Genomic DNA, 18,684 nt, shown 5'->3' with positions numbered 1-18,684 from the left:
CCGCGCGTGTCGATCGCCAAGCTGGATTAGCCCTGCGTTCCCCGGCCGCTGAATGCCCGCCTGCCGCATAGCGAACAAGCGACAGTGTAGCTTGAAACGCCGCAACGCCCCAAGAAGAACCTTGCATCACCACCCGTTTGCCATGCCACTATGAGGATGTCGGTTGGAGGAGAGGCATGAAAGCGTGGTCAAGAGTGGGTCTGGTCATTTGCGCTGCGGTTCTGGCCGCCTGTGCGCCGAAAACACGAACCTATGAAAAGACCGTAACGACCTCTGTCGCGACCGGACCGAACACCGCCCTGTCTCAGGCCGCGAACAGGTTGAGAGACCCGAAAGACGGACGATCGGGCGTCAAACTCATCAGCGACGGAGAAGAGGCGCTTGTTTCGCGTCTAGTGCTGGCCTCCGCCGCCCAGCAGACAATCGATGCCCAGTACTATCTTTTGCACAACGATCCCACAGGCCACCTGTTCGCCGCCAGCCTATTGCAAGCGGCCGACCGAGGTGTCCGCGTTCGCCTGTTGCTGGATGACATGGATACGTCCAGCTACGATGCGATGACGGCAGCATTGGACAAGCACGAGAATATCGAAATCCGGCTGTTCAACCCATTCTGGCGCGATCAAAGCCTGCTGGTCGCCGGTCTGACCGACTTCAAACGCATCAACCGTCGCATGCACAACAAGTCAATGACCGCAGACAACGCGTTCACCATTGTGGGCGGCCGCAATATCGGGGCCGAATACTTCCTGGCGCGGAAAGAAATGAACTATGCGGATCTGGATGTCTTAGCCGCAGGCCCGGTCGTTCGTCAGGTCTCGGACAGCTTTGATGCCTATTGGAACAGCGCGTTTGCCGTCCCTGCCCGCGTGGTCATCGACGAGCCACAAGCCATCTCTCTTACAGAGGCCCGACTTCGGTTGACCGAGTTCGTCGAAGACGCGAAACAAACGCGCTATGGGTCGGCACTGCGCCGGTCGGCCGAAGAAAATTTCGCCGACGGCGCGCTGAAACTGGATTGGGTCCCAGCGCGACTGTACGCCGACCCACCGTCCAAAGCCGCAGGGGCCGAAAGCTCTGACCCCATCCTCGCGTCGCAGTTGCTGCCCTATTTTGAAGATGCTACGCGCGAGGTGAACATCGTCTCGGCCTACTTTGTCCCGCGCACCAATGGCGTCAGGTGGATGACCGAACTGGAAAACCGTGGTGTCGAGGTGAAGGTCGTAACCAATTCGCTTGCATCCAACGATGTCGCGCCGGTTTATGCGCACTATGCCAAGAAACGCCGTGCTTTGCTGCGCGGAGGGGTCGAGCTGTATGAACTGCGCCCTGACGCGTATCAGGTTCAAAGGCGCGGAATAAACTGGGCACAGTCCCGCTCGGGGCTGCATTCCAAGGCATTTGCGATCGACGATCGCTACTTGTTCGTAGGATCGTTCAACTGGGATCCGAGATCCGTGAACATCAACACCGAAATGGGCATCCTGATCGACTCACCCGCACTTACAGTTCAGACAATGGCCGCTTTGGACAATGCGCTGCCCGCCTACACTTATAGCGTCACGCTTGAAAGAGCGGGCCAGTTAAAGTGGAAGACCCGGAACGAGGACGGCACTGTTTTAGAATACGACGCGGAACCGACAGGATCGGCATGGGACCATATCCTCGCCGGTTTTCTTGCCCTGCTGCCCATCGGATCACAGCTATAGGCAGGAACCTTCAGCCTATAGCCAAGAAGACCCCCAGATCGCCAGCATTCCCCTCGTATGGCGGCGATATTCATTCAGCGCCGCATCCAGGCCGATTTTCGGGTATACTCCGCTAGAAATGTTGCGCCTGTGCGCGGTCACGCGGCGACCGTCATTCAAGCCAGGGACAACAGGCCGGGTGGAGGAAACGGTTATGGAACAGCGGCTATCGGCCATTCTTGCAGCCGACATGGTGGGCTATTCGCGCCTGATGGAAATCGACGAGCTGGGCGTCTTGACCCGCCAAAAGAAATACCGCCGCGAACTGATCGACCCCGAGATCGCTCGCAGCCGCGGTAGTATCGTGAAAACCACCGGCGACGGCATGCTGGCCACGTTTGAATCCGTGCAGGACGCGGTCAAATGTGCCGTCAACATCCAGACAGCCATGAACCGGAACGAAACCGAACTGGATGACGATCAGAGAATCCGGTTCCGCGTCGGCATCAACCTTGGCGATGTCATTTTCGATGACGGAGACATATTCGGCGATGGGGTGAACGTGGCCGCGCGGCTGGAGGGTCTGGCGGAACCGGGCGGAGTCTGCGTTTCGGATGTTGTGCATCAGGCCGTTCAGGACAGGGTCGAAGCAGCGTTTCGCGACATGGGCGGACAGCGCGTCAAGAACATAAGTCGCCCGATCCGCGTCTGGCACTGGTCGCCACAGGCTGCACCGGAACGAAAAGCGCCCGACATCTCTCATCAGCAGCGCGTGCGGTTTTGCCGGTCAGCGGATGGCGTTAACCTTGCTTGGGCGAGCACCGGCCAGGGGACACCCGTGCTAAAGAGTCCCAATTGGCTCAATCATATTGAATACGAATGGACCAGTCCGGTCTGGGGGGATTTCCTGTCCGAGATGTCCAAACTGTGCAAGCTGGTCCGATTTGATCAGCGCGGTAATGGGCTGTCCGATTGGGATGTCGAGGATATTTCGGAAGAAAGGATGATCGACGACATGATCGCCGTGGCTGACGCGGCGGGGCTGGACCGTTTCGGGCTGTTCGGCATCAGTCAGGGCTCTGCCTTTTCCGTTCGATTTGCCGCGAGGCACCCAGAGCGTGTGAAGTTTCTTATTCTTCTTGGGGGTTATGTCAGGGGGCGCATGGTTCGAGGGGATCCCGAAGCCGAGCAGTTTTATCAAGCGGCCCGGGCGATGGTGTCCGCCGGATGGGGTTCACCCAATCCTGTCTATCGCCACTTTTTCACGTCTTGCTACATGCCGGATGCAACCCCGGAAGAGGGTGCCAGCTTCGATGAAATGCAACGGATTTCTGTCAGCCCGAAAACAGCGCTTCGTATCATGGAAATGAACGCCCATGTCGACGCCCGCGCCGACGCGCAGAGCCTGAGAGTTCCGACGCTGGTTCTACATGCACAGGGCGACATGGCCGCCCCGATCAGCGAGGGCCGGGACACCGCGCGCGAAATTCCAACGGCGGAGTTTGTTGAACTGCCGGGGGCCAATCATTGCATGATACGAGGGCATGCAGGCTTTGATGAGTTTTTTCAGGAAATCGAACCGTTCCTGAAGCAACATGCAGATCGTGATCCACTTGGGGCAACCTAGGGCAAACCGAACAAAAGCGAACAGCCTGACTTACATTCTTTGGAAACGCTGTCTCCTGCAGGGGCATATTGGCCACGCTGCGGCGACGACGTGGATGTGTGAAGCGTTTCATTTTGCCCAGAATCGTTTTCAGGCAATATGCTCGTCCAATGTTTGACGAGTTTTTGTGAGTGGATAGATGTATGCATCGAATATCGGCGCGCATTGCAGCGCCGCAAATGACATTAAAAGAAACGAATTTGCCCGAAAGTACCCCTTGCTGGATGACGCCTCGGTTCATGCACAATGGAAAAAAGGCTCTTGGCAGATCACCCGTATTGGGGACATCTGGAAAAGAACCGGCAAAGTCCTGTCTGTTCCGCACGAAGGCGCCAATGCCTTTCCGTCCTTCCAGTTTGCCGAGGACGGCACCCCTTTGCCCCTGATGGAAAAAGTGCTCAAGGCGTTGCCATGCGAAATGACCCCTTGGCAGCGCGCCTTCTGGATAACGACCCCGCGAAAGGAATTGGGCGGCGAGTTCCCGGTTGATTGCATCCAGGCCGGTGACGAGCGCGTGGTCGATGCGGCAGGCCGGGCGGGCGTTGTTCGGGATTTACCTCCACATTCCTGAAGTATCCGGTTTCTTCCTTCAATCAGACCTAGCGCCAGTACCGCGCCACTCAGCCGATACCTTTTCGGCTGACGCAGGTCCCAGATGAACTATGTTCTGGAAAAGGGTCGTTGTTTAAACCGAGAGGTTCCCGGAATGTATTTTAAGTCTTTCAAAGCGATACTTCTTTCCAGTTTTGTGATCGTTGCAGGGCACGCCTCGGCACAGGAGGTTGCCGACACGATCTACACCGGAGGGCCGATCCTAACCATCGACGATGATCAGCCGACCGCCGAGGCTGTCGCCGTCAAGGATGGGAGAATTCTGGCCGTTGGCGACCTTGACGAAGTCATGACAAGCAAGGGTGACACGACTGATCTTTTCGACCTTGACGGCCGTACTATGCTGCCGGGCTTTGTGGACAGTCACGGCCATGTTGTGTTTGGCGGACTACAGGCGCTGTCTGCCAATCTGCTGGCACCACCAGACGGCGCGGTGACGGATATCGCAAGCCTGCAGAACACATTGCGCGCGTGGGTCAAGGACAACGCAGATGCGGTCCAACGAACCGGAGTGATCATAGGCTTTGGCTACGACAATGCCCAACTTGCCGAACTTCGTCACCCGACCCGCGAAGACCTCGACGCGGTGTCGTCCGACCTGCCCGTCATCATCGTTCACCAATCCGGGCATCTGGGCGTTGCAAACTCGAAAGCGCTGGAGGTTATCGGGTTTGACGCGTCAACGGAAAACCCCGCAGGCGGCGTCATTCAAAGGGACGCAAACGGAGAGCCAAACGGCGTACTGGAAGAATATGCGTTCTTTGCGGCGCTGGTTCCGGTCCTTGCGCAGCTTGGTCCCGAGGCTTTGCTGGCCTTTGCCGAGGCAGGTTCAAACCTGTGGGCCAGATTCGGCTATACGACCGCGCAGGACGGGCGATCATCCGCAGACGTTGTCGAGGCGCTCAAGTCGGCGGCCGCCGACGGCAAGATACCGGTTGATGTGGTGTCCTTTCCCGATGTTCTGGAAGCAAAGGATTATATTGCTGAAAATGCCTCGTCCAACTACGTGGACGGAATCCGCGTTGGCGGCTGCAAACTGACAATAGACGGATCGCCTCAGGGCTTCACCGCACTCAGAGATCGCCCATACTACGATCCCGTTGGCGAATACCCGGCAGGGTATGCCGGTTATTCCGCGGTTTCGATGGAGCAGGTACAGGACGCCGTGAACTGGTGTTTTGAAAAAGGTCTGCAAATCATCACCCACGCCAACGGGGAAGGCGCTTCGGATATGTTGATCGCTGCCTTGGAAGTCGCTCGGATGACCTACGGAGACCCCGGAAACCGCCCGGTGCTGGTCCACGGTCAGTTCCTGCGCGAAGATCAAGTTGCAGCGTACAAGCGTCTGGGCGTGTTTCCTTCGGTCTTTCCAATGCACACATTCTATTGGGGCGACTGGCATCGCGACCACACGGTTGGCCCAATAAATGCCGAGAACATTTCACCCACTGGCTGGCTGGTCGAACGAGGGATGATGTTCGGGTCGCATCATGATGCACCCGTCGCCTTCCCGGACAGTATGCGCATACTCGACGCGACGGTTACTCGCCGGACCCGCTCTGGCGACATCCTCGGTCCGCACCAACGCGTCGACGTGATGACCGCGCTGAAGGCGTTGACCATCTGGCCCGCGTGGCAGCATTTTGAAGAAGATCAAAAGGGATCAATCGAAATCGGAAAACTTGCAGACTTTGTACTGCTGGCGCAGGACCCGACCGCTATTGACCCCGAAAAGCTGGATGAGAACCGCGTCGTGGCGACCATCAAGGAAGACACGATAATCTTTGAAGCCACGGCTGAGACCAAGGAGGGCAACCTGCGGGTTTCTCCTTTCATGAGCGACCCGGTTACGGCGCATCGTTTTCTTCATGCCATGTATCAAGGGGCCGGAGTGGAAGCGCCTTGGCTACAAAAGGCGCTTCCCGGTCTTCGATAAAAGTTGTCGCAGGGAACAGTTGGGCGATCCTTGCCAGCGCCTACCTATTCAGCGACTTCCAAAACCGGCAGCGCCTGAATCAGCTCAGCCGTGGTTAGAATTTCATGGGCGTAGGCTGGTCCGTTCACCTCGTGCGCCGTGTGCATACCTTCCTTTGAAAACGCCGCGGTTGCGTCTTTGACCAATGTAACGTGATAGCCCAATTCCATCGCGTAACGCGCCGTTGACTCAATGCAGGTGTTCGCGACCAGACCGACAACAATCACTTTCTTGATTCCACACTGCTTGAGCAGGAAATCGAGGTCGGTATTCGCAAATCCACTCTGCCCCCAATGCTCCTGCGCGATGATATCGCCGGGCTTTGGGACAAAATCAGGGTGCCATTCACCGCCCCACTCACCCCGGGCGAACATCTGGTGCTCAGCAACCCGCGCCTGGGACGGGCTGGGGTTTTTCCACTTTTCAACGTCACCGGGTTCAGAGCGATGATGGGGGACATAGAAGACCTGAACTCCGGCGCTCCGCACTGCGGTATCCAACGCCCTGAGATTTGGCAGCAGGTTTGCTTCTTCCGCTGTTTCCTTGATCAGCCCCCACAGCTTGCCACCCTCAGAGATGAAGTCGTTGCAGGGATCCACCAGCAAATAGCCGGTATCGGCAGGGGAATAGTTTGGGCTGGTCATGGTGGGCCTCCAGGGGTGTTAGGGGTCGAAATTTCAGTATGATTTTCATATCTAACTATACCCTATGGTTTTCATACCTAAAGTCAAGTAGGGTGAAATTCACCTGCTGCACCGGAGGTCAAATGAGCCAAAACCCCTCTCCTTGCCCGATCGAGCGGTCTGACCCGATCATCGGAGACCGATACATCATGCGAATTCTGCGCGAGTTGTTTTCAGGAAACAGCAGATTTGAGGAAATTCAGGCCCAAGCGGACATAACCCCGCAAATGGCATCGACCCGGCTGAAGAAAATGGTCGAGACAAATCTGGTGGAGCGGCGTTCTCTTGAAGGCAGCAAAACGCGGTACGAATATGTTCTGACCGAACGTGGCCGGGCTTTGTATCCGGTTCTGATGGCGCTGCGGGAATGGGGGGAAACCTGGCAGAAAGAGGCTGATGAGCCACTGGCCGTGCGTCATGTTCACAAACCCTGCGGGACCGATCCCGGGGTCTCGCCAATCTGTCCGACCTGCCGCGAGCCGCTGAAACGCGAAGACCTAATAGTTACCCCGAGTCCGGAATGGAAGGCGCTGCGCGAGCACCGCCACATGGCACGTTTCAAGGGAAGCCGGAAGCCTGGAAAAGTCGAATAGCACAAGCCTTGGCGCGTGTTCCTCGCGAGCGCAGGGTTTTCGTCACCCCGTGGTATGCGTAAGGCGAGCGGGTCGAACTGTTACGCCGAAACGACCTCGGCGAACTGTCTGGACGCAATCGCCAGATTTGGATCTAGTAGCGACGATGCACACTCTTTCGGCTGATGGCCTGCCCGTCCTTCTGGCGTTCGCGCAGAAAGACAAACAGACCTGACCCCAGGATCAGTGTGATCCCGATTGCGACAGGCAGGTCTGGCAGATCACCCCAGATCACCCACCCCCAAAAAATCGCCAGAGGCAGACCAACATACTCAAACGGCGCCACTGTTGCCGCATCTGCCAGCCGATACGCCTGCCCCAGACAATACCCGACGATTGCAGAATTTAACCCAAGGCCAACGAACAACCAGCGGTCGCCATCATCGGGCCAAACCCACGCACGCAACAAGAAAATCACGCTTTCGTTTTCAAAAGCGCTGGCATATCGACCATCCCCGGCAACCAGCCAAAACAGAAAACTGACAACGATGAAACACGTCTGAATATAGACCGCCATCGCCGACGCCTTGGACTTTGCGCCCAGAAACCGAGTCAGCACGCTGTTGAGAGCATAGGTAAAGGCCGCGACGACGGGCAGAACATACATCAGCAGCCCAACGTCTCTTTCAACCCCGGTCTGCCAGGGCCGAGTCATCACGATCACGCCGAAAAAACCGACGACAACAGAGCCCAACCTCATCGGGCCGACCTTTTCGCCAAGAAGCGGGATACTCAGCAAGGTGATCATCAAAGGAGCAACGAAAAAGACGGCTGTGGCTTCGGCCAGAGGCATTACGGCCAAAGCGGTAAAGAAAGTCAGGTTGGCCGCAACTATGAGCACCCCGCGCAATAGATGCAGCCCCGGCCGATCCGTCTTCAGGATGCGCCAGCCGCCTTCGATCTGCACCAATGCAAGGCCAAACCCGATTCCAATCAGAGACCTTGTAAATACCATCTGATGCAATGGATACCCGCCCGACAGGAATTTGATCAGCATATCATTGACGGAAATCGCCAATATTCCGATCAGGATAAACGTGATGCCGGCGGTTGGGTTCTGCAGTTTTTGGCGCGTTTCCATTTGGCGACCTTTCATCCGGCCAATATCATGGGCCGTTCAACCGGTCACGCCGGACGGAAGGCGATCACCGTCACATCATCCAGCCGGTCTTCCGTGTTCCTATGGGCTTGAAACGCGCTGTCGATGGTCTGCAAAAGGTCTGTCAAACTCGACCAGTTGCCCCGCTCGAATATGGAAATTACTCTTTGATAGCCAAACGCCAAACGTTTTGCCCCGCCCAGTTGATCGATCAGACCATCCGTTGAAATCAACATGGTCACATCGTTGTCCACAGCGATTACGTGTTCAGAAAATTCTGGAGAGCTTGGAGTATCCGCATAGCCAAGGCTTAATTTGTCACCCTTGATCCGTTTGACCCCCTCGCCCGTCTTGACCAACAAGGACATGCGCGCGCCTGCAAATGTCGCTGTTCTTTTCTCTGAATCAATCTGGCAAATTGCGGCATCCATACCGTCATTAGAGCTTGCGTTGGATGCATCCTGATTCAGCAGGGCGCGGGTCAGGTCGCTCAACTTGGACAAAGCTGACGAAGGGTTCAGGCTCTCGTTTTCAAAGTAAAGTCGCTCAAGGGTCGCGATGGCCAGCATTGTCATGAACCCTCCGGGAACGCCGTGCCCAGTACAATCAATGACCGCAAGCGTCGAAACCGGCCCTGCCGTTCTAAGCCAATAGATATCTCCGCCGACCAGATCGCGTGGCTCCCACTTGACCGCGAACTCGGCAAAGGCGGCTTCACATTGCCTTTCGGGTGGCAATAGCCCGCGTTGAATACGCGTGGCATAGTTGACGCTTTCCACAATCTGCTGGTGGGCATCGCGGATCGCAGTCACGCGCTCGACCTCACGATCGAGCATCGAGTTATAGCTTTGCACGACTTTGCCGATCTCATCTTCTGACCGATATGCCACCTTCTTGGGATCGTCGTGCAGTTCAAACCGCTCAATGGCGTTCAACAATTGACCAAGGGGCCGGTTGATCAACCATAGAAACGCGGCAGCACCAGCCAAAATCAGGGCAAGCCCACCGATAAAGCCCAGCAGCACGACGACCCCAACTTCTGTCCGCAGCTCTCGGTTGAGGATCTCTTGATCAATCCGCGCCAGCATCGTCGTCGGGCCAGCGCTGGTTGGTACGGAAACGACGATGTCCAAGCCCGTCTTTTTGATCTTGTCGCACCCTATGGCAGGCCAGGCGACCAGAACCTCCGGGCCTTGCTCGAGCTTTTGTTCTGCGCAGATCACATAGGGGAACCCGGAATACACCGCCAACAGACTTGTGGCCTGAGAGAGGTTTTCCGTTTCAACAAGCTCGGCAAGTGGCCGCGCGATGCGATTGGCGATCGTGGCCATTTCAGCCGCAACCTGATCTGTCTGGGCCTGCTTTTTGAACTCATAGTAAAACAGCAGGACAACCGCATTCAAAACACCCCCAATCATAAGGGTGGCCAGAATGTGCTTTAGGAAAATTCGGCGTTTTAGAAATGTCCCAATTCCAAGCAATAAACGCCCCAAATCCAATAGATATCTAGTTTCCGACTTTCTTCATCGCAGCCTGCAGCGCACCGCGGTTGTTGACGATCATTTGAACAACCTTGTAGTCCCCCGAGACTTCTCGGACCAGAAAGTCCGCCGTCACGGTATCGCCGTCCTCGGTAATCATTTCGGAACAGACGAAATAGTCACCTCCTGCCGGAATGACCATCGGATGAACGTTTGCAGGGTATACGGTCTCGAACGCGTTGGTGGTTGTGTCCAGATATGTGTAAGCCCCGTCAACCATGACCCCATCGACATGCGATATCATGGCAGACTGTAGCTTTGCCTTCACTTCCGTCGGTATATCGGACGCCATCACCGGGCCGGAAAATAGCAGCAAAGCAACGACGCATAGTAGCTTTTTCATACTGACCTCCCATCTGAAAACCCTGCTCAAGTGATACACTAAACCTGCACAAATGTGTATATTATGATATTAAGCATAGACAAACTTGGCCCGTTCCAGTCCAGACAAGGGGAACAGATGCTTGCCAGCGAAGTCTATGAACTGCGCGCAAACCTGCGTAAGCAAGGCGTCGTTTTTGCCTATAGCGGGTATGTAACCGAGGGCATCCTCAGCGGCGTTGGCGACGCGCTCAAGCAAAAACTGGTTTCCGAAGATGCAGACACCAAGACCCTTCGCAGCGTCTTTGCGGTCTTTGTTGAGCAAATGCAAAATATCATCCGGTATTCGGCCGAACGGCTGTCCACGGACGGCGAAGCAGAAGTTCTGGATATCAGCTATGGCATCCTGACGATCGGAAACGAAGCGGACAGGTACGTCGTGCACGCTGGAAATCTGGTTCTTTTGAATGATGTCGACACTATGCAAAGCCGCCTGTCGGCCTTGCAGAACATGAGCCGCGAAGAACTCAAGGCTGCCTACAAGGACCAACTTCGGTCCGACGCTCAAAGCGTTGGCAACAGTGCCGGTATCGGGTTGATCGAGATCGCACGCCGGGCCTCAAAGCCAATCGAGTTCGATTTCATGCGAGTTGACGATCAACACGCGTTCTTTGCGCTCAAAGCCACGGTCTGAGAGGGACGCATGCAGAATATTGAAATCCCTCCGACAAATCGCACCCCGACCGTAGAGTTTGAATTCGATACCGGGCACCTCAGACTGATGGGCGAGTCCTATCCAGAGGATGTGACCACCTTCTACAATCCATTGTTTGATGCTCTGAAAGAATGGCTGTCAAGCGACGCGAATTTATACTGCCGGTTTGATTTCAAGCTCATCTATTTCAACTCCTCCAGCGCCAAGGCCATCATGATGATCATGGAGCTTCTGGATTCCGCCGCTGAGATGGGCAAAAGCATCGAAGTTTACTGGTTCCACGACCCCGAAGACGAAACCATGGAGGAGCTTGGCGAAGAATTCGGGGAAGACCTGGAACACGCAAAATTCTCGTTGGAAAAGTTGTCGGACCGATGACAATCGACGATCTTTTTTCTCGTGAGAAAGAGGTGCTCGAGACCGCCGAAGCGACGTTGGACAGTGAAAAATTGCCAGATGACGCAACGCGCAGTTCAATAAGAAACCTGATCCGGGAATACAGAAAGTTGCTGAAAACCACGCGTCGCATGATGCGGTTGAGCGACCGTAACGAGCGTGAACTGAACGCGCTGGCCGAACAACAGAGGGTCGCGGCCGAGGAAGTTACCCGAAAGAACCAAGAACTTGAGGCATTGTCGGGCAAGCTCGCGAAATACCTCTCGCCACAGGTCTACAGCTCAATCTTTTCCGGCCGCCAGGAAGTGAAGCTCGCCAGTCAGAGAAAGAAGCTGACCGTGTTTTTTTCGGATGTGGCAGGGTTCACAGAGCTTACCGATCAGATGGAGTCGGAAGACCTGACGCAACTTCTGAACAGCTATCTGACCGAGATGGCGCAGGTCGCCCTGCAACACGGTGCGACCATAGATAAGTTCATAGGCGACGCGATACTCGTCTTTTTTGGCGATCCCGAAACGAACGGCGTAAGGGAAGATGCGTTGGCCTGCGTGCGCATGGCGATTGCGATGCGGGACAAGCTGGCAGATTTGCAGGCCGATTGGCGGCATCAGGGACTTAGACAACAACTGCAATGCCGGATAGGGATCAACACGGGTTTCTGCACAGTCGGAAACTTTGGCAGTGACGACCGCATGGACTACACCATAATTGGCGGGGCCGTGAACATCGCCTCTCGGCTCGAGCATCAGGCCGATGAAGGTGAGATTTTCATCGCGTATGAAACCTGGGCGCACGTAAACGACGAAATAGAGACCGAAGAAGTTGGCCCCATTCAAGTCAAGGGCGTAAACCAGCCCGTGATCACTTATCGCGTTCTGGGCGCAAAGGGATCAAGGACCCACACAGGACGCGTGACATGCGACACGCCGAACTTTCATTTGTCGTTTGACGCGACATCGATGACGCCCGAAGAACGCGCCGAAAGTTTTGAGATACTGAAATCAGCCCTCTCGTCACTTCGCAAGCTTGACCCATAGGCATAGAAAATACCGCGCTGGCGCGCAGGTTTTCCTTCAATCTGCGCACAAGAAAAGGCTGCCCTGGCCATTCGCCAATCACGGAACTTAATCGATAGTCCTACTGGTTGCAGGGTTCAGATCGCCGTTCGGGTCCGTCAGAACGCCGGATGGAAAGGACACCGAGACAGGCCGATCCTCTGTATCAAGACAGAGCATATGGTTGTTGTCTCTGTCGCCTAGATCAGCAAGCGCCGCGGGCGCGATGTTACGCCGAGATCCATCTTTGGCCTCTACGGTGACCCTGTACAAGTCACGTTCCTTCGCGCCAGTATCCTTGCCGTTGGCCAGCGTGACACCACCCGCCCAAGTTACCCTGACAGCTTGAACGATGTCCTCGCTCGGACAGAGGCTACCTCTTGTGCGGCGGGGTCCCAGGTTTCCGACCAACGTCCAATCCTCAACCTCTTGAGCAAGAACAATCGAAGGCCCGTCCTCAAGCGGAGTTACTTCTACATTGGCCCCCTTGAAGTCGAGTGCCCGGTCTATGGAATACAAGTGCCCCACGACCCTGACCTCAACAGGCGGGTCTTTGGCCGCGTCTCCAAAATCACCGATAAGAAGCACGGTACGCAATTCGCCCGGATCGGTAGCGGGCAACACTGATACGCAGTGCATTGTACCGATCTGTCCTGACTCTGTTACAACCTGGAAGTCTCCGGCCTGCACGGTTTCCAAGTCTACCTCGGTCGAGAATACCACCGGCATCCCGTGTTTGCCTCTCGACCCCCTGCAAATAAGGTTGGATACTAGGGGAAGCGCCTCTAACCCGTGGAAAGCCGACAATAACTCGGCGGTTTGCCCTCCTGCCGAGCTTGGCAGGTTCGCGTCTGGCGTCGTATCCATCAGTTCCCAGCTAGAGACCTGCTGAGCAGAAGCCACTGTGCCAGACAATAGAAAAACAGTGGCGGTCAAGAATAATGCACGCGCTTTACCTATTCTCATTGTACGTTCAGGCAATCAGACACCCCTCCTCACTTGGGCCAAAGTGTTGTCGCTCTGGCCGCTATGCTGTTGCCAACAGCGTATCGGAAAGAGCGTGTTCTGAAAGGGCCCCCGGCGCGCCGATTGCGACAAGTCTTGTTTCAGGTTTTACATCTCCCCAAGCTCCGTCCTGCGCGATGTCCATACGTTTGCCCACGACCTGAACGAGTATGCGATGTTCGGGATCTTCCTCACTGAAGACGAAACCCTTGAGGCGATAAACCTCGCCCGGCAGATTCCGAATTGCGCTGCGAAGCGATGAAAGGCTTATCGGGCGTTCGGCCTTCATCATGGTCGTTGAAAAGCTGTCAGAATGATCGCCATGGTGACACCCGCAATCCGGCCCATGCTCGTGATGGCCGGGTATTTCCGCTTCGAGCTGCTCGGCGGCGAACCGACCTACGGAAAGCAATATGTCCAGCGGAACGTCGGCATTGACCGCCTCGACCAGACGATACCGACGAAAACGAGACCCCAGCCAGTCATGCACCTTTTGAACGGTGGCCCGGTCCACAAGATCGACCTTGTTCAGAATAACCATGTCTGAGAACGCGATCTGGCGCAGCTTCAGTTCCATCTGCTCTGGCGCAGCGAACAGTTGCTCGGCGTCGACCAGACACATGAGGCTGTCCAGACGGATCATGTCCCGAAACCTCTGATCGGTGAAGGTCATCGCGATTGAAGACGGGTCCGAGACGCCGCTGGCCTCAAGAACGATATATTCCGGTTTCTCGGGCCGGGCGAGAACCGCCTCGACCGTTTCGATCAGATCATCCCGGATGGAACAGCAAACGCAACCATTCGCCAAACTCAGCACATCGTCTTCAAGACCGACCACAAGGTCGGCATCCACGTTGATTGATCCAAAATCATTGACCAGAACCGCCACCCGCAAACCGTGATTTCCTGTCAGGATACGGTTCAGAAGGGTGGTCTTACCGGCCCCAAGAAAGCCGGTCAGGATCGTGACGGGGATCGCCGAAGTCGAGCCGAATTCAATCATACCATCACTCCGCCTTTTTCTTGCGGTTGGGGATGACATCGTCAGTTTTGATGACAAAGTCGCTTGGCCATTCGGGATTGGGCGCGCGGAACACATCGGTCGGATAGTATTCCTTGGGATCAATCTCCATGTCCCGGTATTTCTGATCCTGCTGTTCGGCACGCGAGGACCGGGGCGCAGGCGGTTTGATTTCATCCGGCAGCGAAATGCGGCCTTCGGCCTCCATCTTGCCCAATTCGCGGAACGGCGCGACCGATCCCGATTTCCCTGGAAGCGTGGCCTTGCGATACCAGATTGAATCCTTGGTGACGTTGACCACGGCAACGTCCAGACCCCAAGCGAACAACCCGTCGTAATGCGCCCGGATACCTGCCAGCATCTCGGCGTCGATATCTTCGTCCTGCGTATAATGAGTCACCATGGCCAGGCGCGGGCGTGCCTCGGCCATCATCTTGCCGACCGCGTAGTGCGACGTGTGGTGGGTGTCGATTGTGTAGTTGAACAGCTCTTGCGGCAGGCCGTATTTGTACGTCATGAGCTGGCCGATATCCTGACCGGACATTTCGGTCACAAACACGTCGACGCCTTTGCCGTATTCAAGGCTCAATTCGTCCGGGCGACCATCACCGGTCCAAACGAAACTCAGCCCGTTCCAATCCAGCCGATACCCCACGGCGCCATCTTTGGCGTGGCTTCTGGGCCAGGACCGGACTGTGACGCCATCTTCGTCATAGACAATGCCGCCCTCCTGCCGGAAATCGAATTCGTTGACGTCGATCTCGTAACCGTCGCCGATCGGGAACACGTCGAAAGCCTCCAGATGCCACTTGAGCATCTGCTGCATCCCCTTGACCATTCCCGCTGTTCCAAGTTCGGGCGTCCGGCCCGAAGGGCCGTGAATACGCAACGGAGTATAGCCACCGGACCACGCCCGGAACGGATAAATGTAAGGGATATCCGCGTAGTGATCGATATGCAGGTGCGTGATGAATATGTCGTTGATCAACTGACCGGGCACCTGCATCCCGATGATATTGCGAACGCATCCGGACCCGAAATCAAAGAAGAACCGCTTGCCGTTCCCCAGCTCGACCATGATGCAGGTGCCGGCCTGATCTTCACGCGGCGGAAACGGCGTTGACCCGCAGAACGAAATCCGCATTTCATCTGGCCCGATCTCCTCAGACAGCGGGAAGTAGTTCGCGTTTGAACCGGTCATGTATTTTGTAGGTCGAAAATACTCTGGCAGCGTAATGCCGCCAGCCGGTCGGCCACCATATGGGTTGGCCAGGTTTTCCCCCAGCGGACCGTTGCCGGGATGCGCCTGTGCCGGTCCCGAGCCATAGCTGACCGCACCTGTTGCCACCGCGCCCGCTGCCAGACCCTGTATCACTTTTCGACGCGAAGGGTTTTGAACTTCCTCAGCTTGCTGGTTCTGTTCGGTTTCGTGATCCTTGCCATTATCTTCTGTTGTCATTGCGATGCCCTCAATCGGAAGTGTTACGGAGATTTCGCTTCGCCATCCGACGAAGTTCGTTCACGAGTTCAGATCTGATGTGGGTCCATTCCGCCCGCTCAGCGGCCGTGATTGATGCGTCATCCAGCAGCGCTGAGACTTTCCTGAAGTCTTCAATGGCCTCGCTGAGGAATGCATCCGCTTTGACACGCCCTGACAGCGCATCAGAAAGTTCTGGAATCTCTACACTCAGCTCTACCGACACTGGAAAATTCCCGGTTCCCACTATCTATTCTCGCATTGAGTTGAGTTCGGTTGACCACCAAGGCCAAGTGAGTCACCGTGAGTTGGGGGTAAGTTTGCTTTGAACCAAGCCAGTGATTTGTTGATAGATCAAGATGTTGAACAACCTTCACCGGATCTGGTCCGACAGGCGCTTGGTCGCGTGGTTTCCAGCGACGAGTTTCAAGCATCGCCTCGGCTCCAGCAGTTCCTCACTTACGTCGTTGAGGAAACGCTGGCGGGTCGAGGGGCGCAGATACGAGGCAAGGCTATCGCCGTCGAAGTCTATGGCCGGCGCATTGACGGGACCGGCGGTCAAAATCTCGTTCGCGTCGAAGCCCGGCGACTGCGCCGTTTGCTACGCGAGTTTTACGAGGATCACTGGGACGGAACTGGTGTTCGCATCTTTGTCGATCCCGGCGGATACAAGCCCCGTTTTTCATACGACCCCTCGCAAAAAGAGGGCATCTCGGGCAAACCGGGTCATAGCGTGCCCTATACACCGTCGCGGCGCTTGTTATTGGCTGGTTTGGGGGTCCTCGTAAGCGTCACTTTCCTTAGTTTCTTGATAACTCGCGAAAGCGCCGAGCGCCTTCCAGCCCCTCACTCCAGCGCGCAGGCAGAACGGGCCGCACTTGGTGAGCAGTCGTTGACAAGATTACAGGCAGCCAACCTTGCGGACCAGGCGCGCGGCATGTTTTTCCCCGTTTTCGATGTCAAACGTCAGCAAATGGCTTTGGGAATGTTTCAGCACGCGACAGAGCTCGACCCAGCGCTGCCAGATGGGTATGCCGGGTCTGCGCAGGTCTTGGCGACCCTGGCCATGTTGTCCCCGGATGAAACACAAAGAGATGATTACCTGACTCAAGCGTTGGCAATGTCCGGCAAGGCGCTTGATTTGTCCCCGGCAGATGCCTGGGCAAACGCCGCAAATGGTTGGGTATCGGCCATTTCGGATCAACCAGGCGAAGCCCTGAAATTCGCAAGGATGTCTGCCGAACTTGCGCCTGTGGATGGCCATGTTCTGGACCTTGTTGGCATTACGGCCATTGTTGCCAATGCCCCTGACCTCGCCGCAGAAGCCAGCAACCCTGAGAGACCCAGAACCGGATCCGGCAGATTTGGAGCAAGGAATATCTGGGGGGTCTCACAGTTGATGCTGGGAAACTACGAAAATGTTGTCGAAGCCTTTCAAGGGGCACCCGCCGCAGGTGCGCCGGTAAGTGCGCCATCTCTAATATTCCAAGCAGTCGCACATGATAAGTTAGGCAACTCTGCCGAGGCAGAAACGCTCGTGAAGGAATTGCACAAAACGTGGCCCGAATTTCCCTCGGAATTTCTGGTAGACAGGATATTTCACAACGATGACGCAACACGGGATCTGATCCGTGAAACCTTGGGGAAATACTGACGCAACCGCCGCGGGACTGAGCCGCAAATTCGCCGCTCAACTTAGCCCGTCTGTAGAGTAGACCAGCCCATTCTGAGAGGCCTAATCTGATGGACCGCTTTCAACTGATTGGCAGGCAAGTTTGGCCACTCTGGGTTTTTGGACCTAGCCGCCGTTCGCGGTCCGCTTGATCGGGGCACTGCAGTTGTATTTCGGATCGGCTAAAGTCATGATCATCCAGCGATCGACAGAGTGAGAACAAGTAACATTGGAAGCCTTTGGAACCGACACGCAAAAACGTATGGCCGTCGCTGGCGAGCACCTGATCAATCTGATCGGTGACGATCCAAGGTTTTGCAGCCACGGGCGCGGTATTCAGGTGGCTAACGAATACGACGGCGCACTGACAGATGCGATCGCATTGGCCCGCGTTCTCGGCATCACAGCGATCGAGTCCGTACAGCGCGCCAAGGTGGATGAAACTCGGACCGAAATTGAGCGGCAAGGTCTGAAATCAGACGTCATCTCTTGCTATCTGGGCGACCTTGGCAGCGTCGACCGCGCGCGTGAAGTATTGGCCACTCGGTCACTGCCTGACGATCTGACGGTTCGCATAATTGATCGCGAATCCCCGACTGAATGGCTTGAAGCCTTTGCTGAAATTGCAATGATCCACGGGGTGTTGCCTCCAATCGGCCCGGTGATGCGCGGCATTTCCCGCCCGGGCTTTGCGATGGTCGCCATTGACAACTCAGGTTCTCCGGTCGCCACCGCCGGGTCGGTCCTTTGCCATCCCCCAAGCAGCCCGCTCCACCGCCGCGCGCAATGGGGACAATTGTCGACCAGACCGGACCGTCTGGGTCAGGGGATTGCCAAGGTGCTGGGAGCAAGGGCATTGATCCATTCCCACGAAGTTCTTGGCGCAACTGGCTTCAAGACCGGTATCGCGCCGGGAAACACCCCTTCAGCGCGGCTTTGCGAAGGTCTGGGTCTAGTCGACAGCGGACAGGACATTATCGCCCTGATCGATCCTGAAATTTATGGGGAAGATCGCCTGACCAAGTGACGAAATTCATTCGGGTCTCTTTGACATTCCCTGCGAGGTTAGGGCTGTCGCCGCACAAACCGCCCACGGCTGACCCCGACCCAATACCTCGATTGTTGC

The 18,684-nt window shown here is 56.0% G+C and carries 17 protein-coding genes; 10 read left to right on the top strand and 7 right to left on the bottom strand.

The genetic code is table 11. The features are described 5' to 3' along the window. Window positions 1-176 precede the first annotated feature (176 nt). The 4 genes from ACR0KS_RS19425 (at window position 177) to ACR0KS_RS19410 (ending at window position 5,902) form a co-directional block, all read left to right on the top strand. Window positions 177-1,709, top strand: coding sequence for a phospholipase D family protein (locus ACR0KS_RS19425; protein ID WP_480693309.1), 1,533 nt, complete (start codon window positions 177-179; stop codon window positions 1,707-1,709). 193 nt (window positions 1,710-1,902) lie between these two features. Continuing rightward, window positions 1,903-3,315, top strand: coding sequence for an alpha/beta fold hydrolase (locus tag ACR0KS_RS19420; RefSeq protein ID WP_170568065.1), 1,413 nt, complete (start codon window positions 1,903-1,905; stop codon window positions 3,313-3,315). Window positions 3,316-3,493: 178 nt separating this feature from the next. After that, a complete protein-coding gene (locus ACR0KS_RS19415; protein WP_170390084.1) occupies window positions 3,494-3,925 on the top strand; it encodes a hypothetical protein in 432 nt (143 codons plus the stop codon). Between the two features lie 135 nt (window positions 3,926-4,060). After that, entirely contained in the window at window positions 4,061-5,902 is a 1,842-nt protein-coding gene (locus ACR0KS_RS19410; protein ID WP_170568066.1) for an amidohydrolase, read from the top strand. A 44-nt stretch (window positions 5,903-5,946) separates the two neighbouring features. Here ACR0KS_RS19410 and ACR0KS_RS19405 read toward each other — a convergent pair whose 3' ends face one another. Continuing rightward, on the bottom strand, window positions 5,947-6,585 hold the full coding sequence (locus ACR0KS_RS19405; protein WP_170568067.1) for a cysteine hydrolase family protein: 639 nt from the start codon (window positions 6,583-6,585) through the stop codon (window positions 5,947-5,949). 122 nt (window positions 6,586-6,707) lie between these two features. Between ACR0KS_RS19405 and ACR0KS_RS19400 the strand changes: the two genes are divergently transcribed. Next, on the top strand, window positions 6,708-7,217 hold the full coding sequence (locus ACR0KS_RS19400; protein ID WP_170568068.1) for a winged helix-turn-helix transcriptional regulator: 510 nt from the start codon (window positions 6,708-6,710) through the stop codon (window positions 7,215-7,217). A gap of 133 nt (window positions 7,218-7,350) precedes the next feature. Here ACR0KS_RS19400 and ACR0KS_RS19395 read toward each other — a convergent pair whose 3' ends face one another. The 3 genes from ACR0KS_RS19395 to ACR0KS_RS19385 form a co-directional block, all read right to left on the bottom strand. Further along, on the bottom strand, window positions 7,351-8,352 hold the full coding sequence (locus tag ACR0KS_RS19395) for a DMT family transporter (protein ID WP_480693308.1): 1,002 nt from the start codon (window positions 8,350-8,352) through the stop codon (window positions 7,351-7,353). Between the two features lie 29 nt (window positions 8,353-8,381). Next, on the bottom strand, window positions 8,382-9,773 hold the full coding sequence (locus ACR0KS_RS19390; protein ID WP_170568069.1) for a SpoIIE family protein phosphatase: 1,392 nt from the start codon (window positions 9,771-9,773) through the stop codon (window positions 8,382-8,384). 88 nt (window positions 9,774-9,861) lie between these two features. Further along, window positions 9,862-10,239 carry a hypothetical protein gene (locus ACR0KS_RS19385; protein ID WP_170568070.1) on the bottom strand — a complete coding sequence of 126 codons (378 nt, stop codon included), beginning with the start codon at window positions 10,237-10,239 and terminating at the stop codon, window positions 9,862-9,864. 117 nt (window positions 10,240-10,356) lie between these two features. Between ACR0KS_RS19385 and ACR0KS_RS19380 the strand changes: the two genes are divergently transcribed. The 3 genes from ACR0KS_RS19380 to ACR0KS_RS19370 are packed head-to-tail and all read left to right on the top strand — an operon-like array spanning window position 10,357 to window position 12,365. Further along, complete coding sequence (locus ACR0KS_RS19380; RefSeq protein WP_170568071.1) at window positions 10,357-10,911, top strand: SiaB family protein kinase; 555 nt, start codon at window positions 10,357-10,359, stop codon at window positions 10,909-10,911. A 9-nt stretch (window positions 10,912-10,920) separates the two neighbouring features. After that, complete coding sequence (locus ACR0KS_RS19375; protein WP_170568072.1) at window positions 10,921-11,310, top strand: DUF1987 domain-containing protein; 390 nt, start codon at window positions 10,921-10,923, stop codon at window positions 11,308-11,310. Next, window positions 11,307-12,365 (top strand): adenylate/guanylate cyclase domain-containing protein, encoded by a 1,059-nt coding sequence (locus ACR0KS_RS19370; protein ID WP_170568073.1) that lies wholly within the window; start codon window positions 11,307-11,309, stop codon window positions 12,363-12,365. The genes ACR0KS_RS19375 and ACR0KS_RS19370 overlap by 4 nt, the downstream gene beginning before the upstream one ends. 87 nt (window positions 12,366-12,452) lie before the next feature. Here the strand turns inward: ACR0KS_RS19370 and ACR0KS_RS19365 are convergent, their stop codons facing one another. From ACR0KS_RS19365 to gntH, 3 genes are all read right to left on the bottom strand, one after another. Continuing rightward, window positions 12,453-13,349 (bottom strand): hypothetical protein, encoded by an 897-nt coding sequence (locus tag ACR0KS_RS19365; RefSeq protein ID WP_170568074.1) that lies wholly within the window; start codon window positions 13,347-13,349, stop codon window positions 12,453-12,455. Between the two features lie 61 nt (window positions 13,350-13,410). Next, window positions 13,411-14,391, bottom strand: coding sequence for a CobW family GTP-binding protein (locus tag ACR0KS_RS19360; protein ID WP_170568075.1), 981 nt, complete (start codon window positions 14,389-14,391; stop codon window positions 13,411-13,413). A 4-nt stretch (window positions 14,392-14,395) separates the two neighbouring features. Next, window positions 14,396-15,868 carry a guanitoxin biosynthesis MBL fold metallo-hydrolase GntH gene (gene gntH / locus ACR0KS_RS19355; RefSeq protein ID WP_170568076.1) on the bottom strand — a complete coding sequence of 491 codons (1,473 nt, stop codon included), beginning with the start codon at window positions 15,866-15,868 and terminating at the stop codon, window positions 14,396-14,398. 364 nt (window positions 15,869-16,232) lie between these two features. On the opposite strand from gntH, the gene ACR0KS_RS19350 reads away from it, so the two are divergent. Together ACR0KS_RS19350 and ACR0KS_RS19345 are read left to right on the top strand one after the other, a co-directional pair. After that, a complete protein-coding gene (locus ACR0KS_RS19350; RefSeq protein ID WP_170568077.1) occupies window positions 16,233-17,540 on the top strand; it encodes a hypothetical protein in 1,308 nt (435 codons plus the stop codon). A gap of 247 nt (window positions 17,541-17,787) precedes the next feature. Then, window positions 17,788-18,585: a hypothetical protein gene (locus ACR0KS_RS19345; RefSeq protein ID WP_170568078.1), complete on the top strand. Its 798-nt coding sequence runs from the start codon at window positions 17,788-17,790 to the stop codon at window positions 18,583-18,585. Window positions 18,586-18,684 lie beyond the last annotated feature (99 nt).

The sequence above is a fragment of the Ruegeria sp. BC7 genome, assembly GCF_056539165.1.
The sequence above is the reverse complement of the archived record's forward strand: the minus strand, read 5'-3'. Positions and strand labels throughout refer to the sequence as shown.

Excerpts from the sequence above, each read along its gene's own strand:
- ACR0KS_RS19405 (WP_170568067.1), bottom strand. The coding sequence starts at position 6,585 with ATGACCAGCCCAAACTATTCCCCTGCCGATACCGGCTATTTGCTGGTG.
- ACR0KS_RS19385 (WP_170568070.1), bottom strand. The coding sequence starts at position 10,239 with ATGAAAAAGCTACTATGCGTCGTTGCTTTGCTGCTATTTTCCGGCCCG.
- ACR0KS_RS19360 (WP_170568075.1), bottom strand. The coding sequence starts at position 14,391 with ATGATTGAATTCGGCTCGACTTCGGCGATCCCCGTCACGATCCTGACC.
- ACR0KS_RS19410 (WP_170568066.1), top strand. The coding sequence starts at position 4,061 with ATGTATTTTAAGTCTTTCAAAGCGATACTTCTTTCCAGTTTTGTGATC.
- ACR0KS_RS19390 (WP_170568069.1), bottom strand. The coding sequence starts at position 9,773 with ATGATTGGGGGTGTTTTGAATGCGGTTGTCCTGCTGTTTTACTATGAG.
- ACR0KS_RS19420 (WP_170568065.1), top strand. The coding sequence starts at position 1,903 with ATGGAACAGCGGCTATCGGCCATTCTTGCAGCCGACATGGTGGGCTAT.
- gntH (WP_170568076.1), bottom strand. The coding sequence starts at position 15,868 with ATGACAACAGAAGATAATGGCAAGGATCACGAAACCGAACAGAACCAG.
- ACR0KS_RS19395 (WP_480693308.1), bottom strand. The coding sequence starts at position 8,352 with ATGAAAGGTCGCCAAATGGAAACGCGCCAAAAACTGCAGAACCCAACC.
- ACR0KS_RS19370 (WP_170568073.1), top strand. The coding sequence starts at position 11,307 with ATGACAATCGACGATCTTTTTTCTCGTGAGAAAGAGGTGCTCGAGACC.
- ACR0KS_RS19375 (WP_170568072.1), top strand. The coding sequence starts at position 10,921 with ATGCAGAATATTGAAATCCCTCCGACAAATCGCACCCCGACCGTAGAG.
- ACR0KS_RS19400 (WP_170568068.1), top strand. The coding sequence starts at position 6,708 with ATGAGCCAAAACCCCTCTCCTTGCCCGATCGAGCGGTCTGACCCGATC.
- ACR0KS_RS19380 (WP_170568071.1), top strand. The coding sequence starts at position 10,357 with ATGCTTGCCAGCGAAGTCTATGAACTGCGCGCAAACCTGCGTAAGCAA.
- ACR0KS_RS19425 (WP_480693309.1), top strand. The coding sequence starts at position 177 with ATGAAAGCGTGGTCAAGAGTGGGTCTGGTCATTTGCGCTGCGGTTCTG.
- ACR0KS_RS19365 (WP_170568074.1), bottom strand. The coding sequence starts at position 13,349 with ATGAGAATAGGTAAAGCGCGTGCATTATTCTTGACCGCCACTGTTTTT.
- ACR0KS_RS19415 (WP_170390084.1), top strand. The coding sequence starts at position 3,494 with ATGTATGCATCGAATATCGGCGCGCATTGCAGCGCCGCAAATGACATT.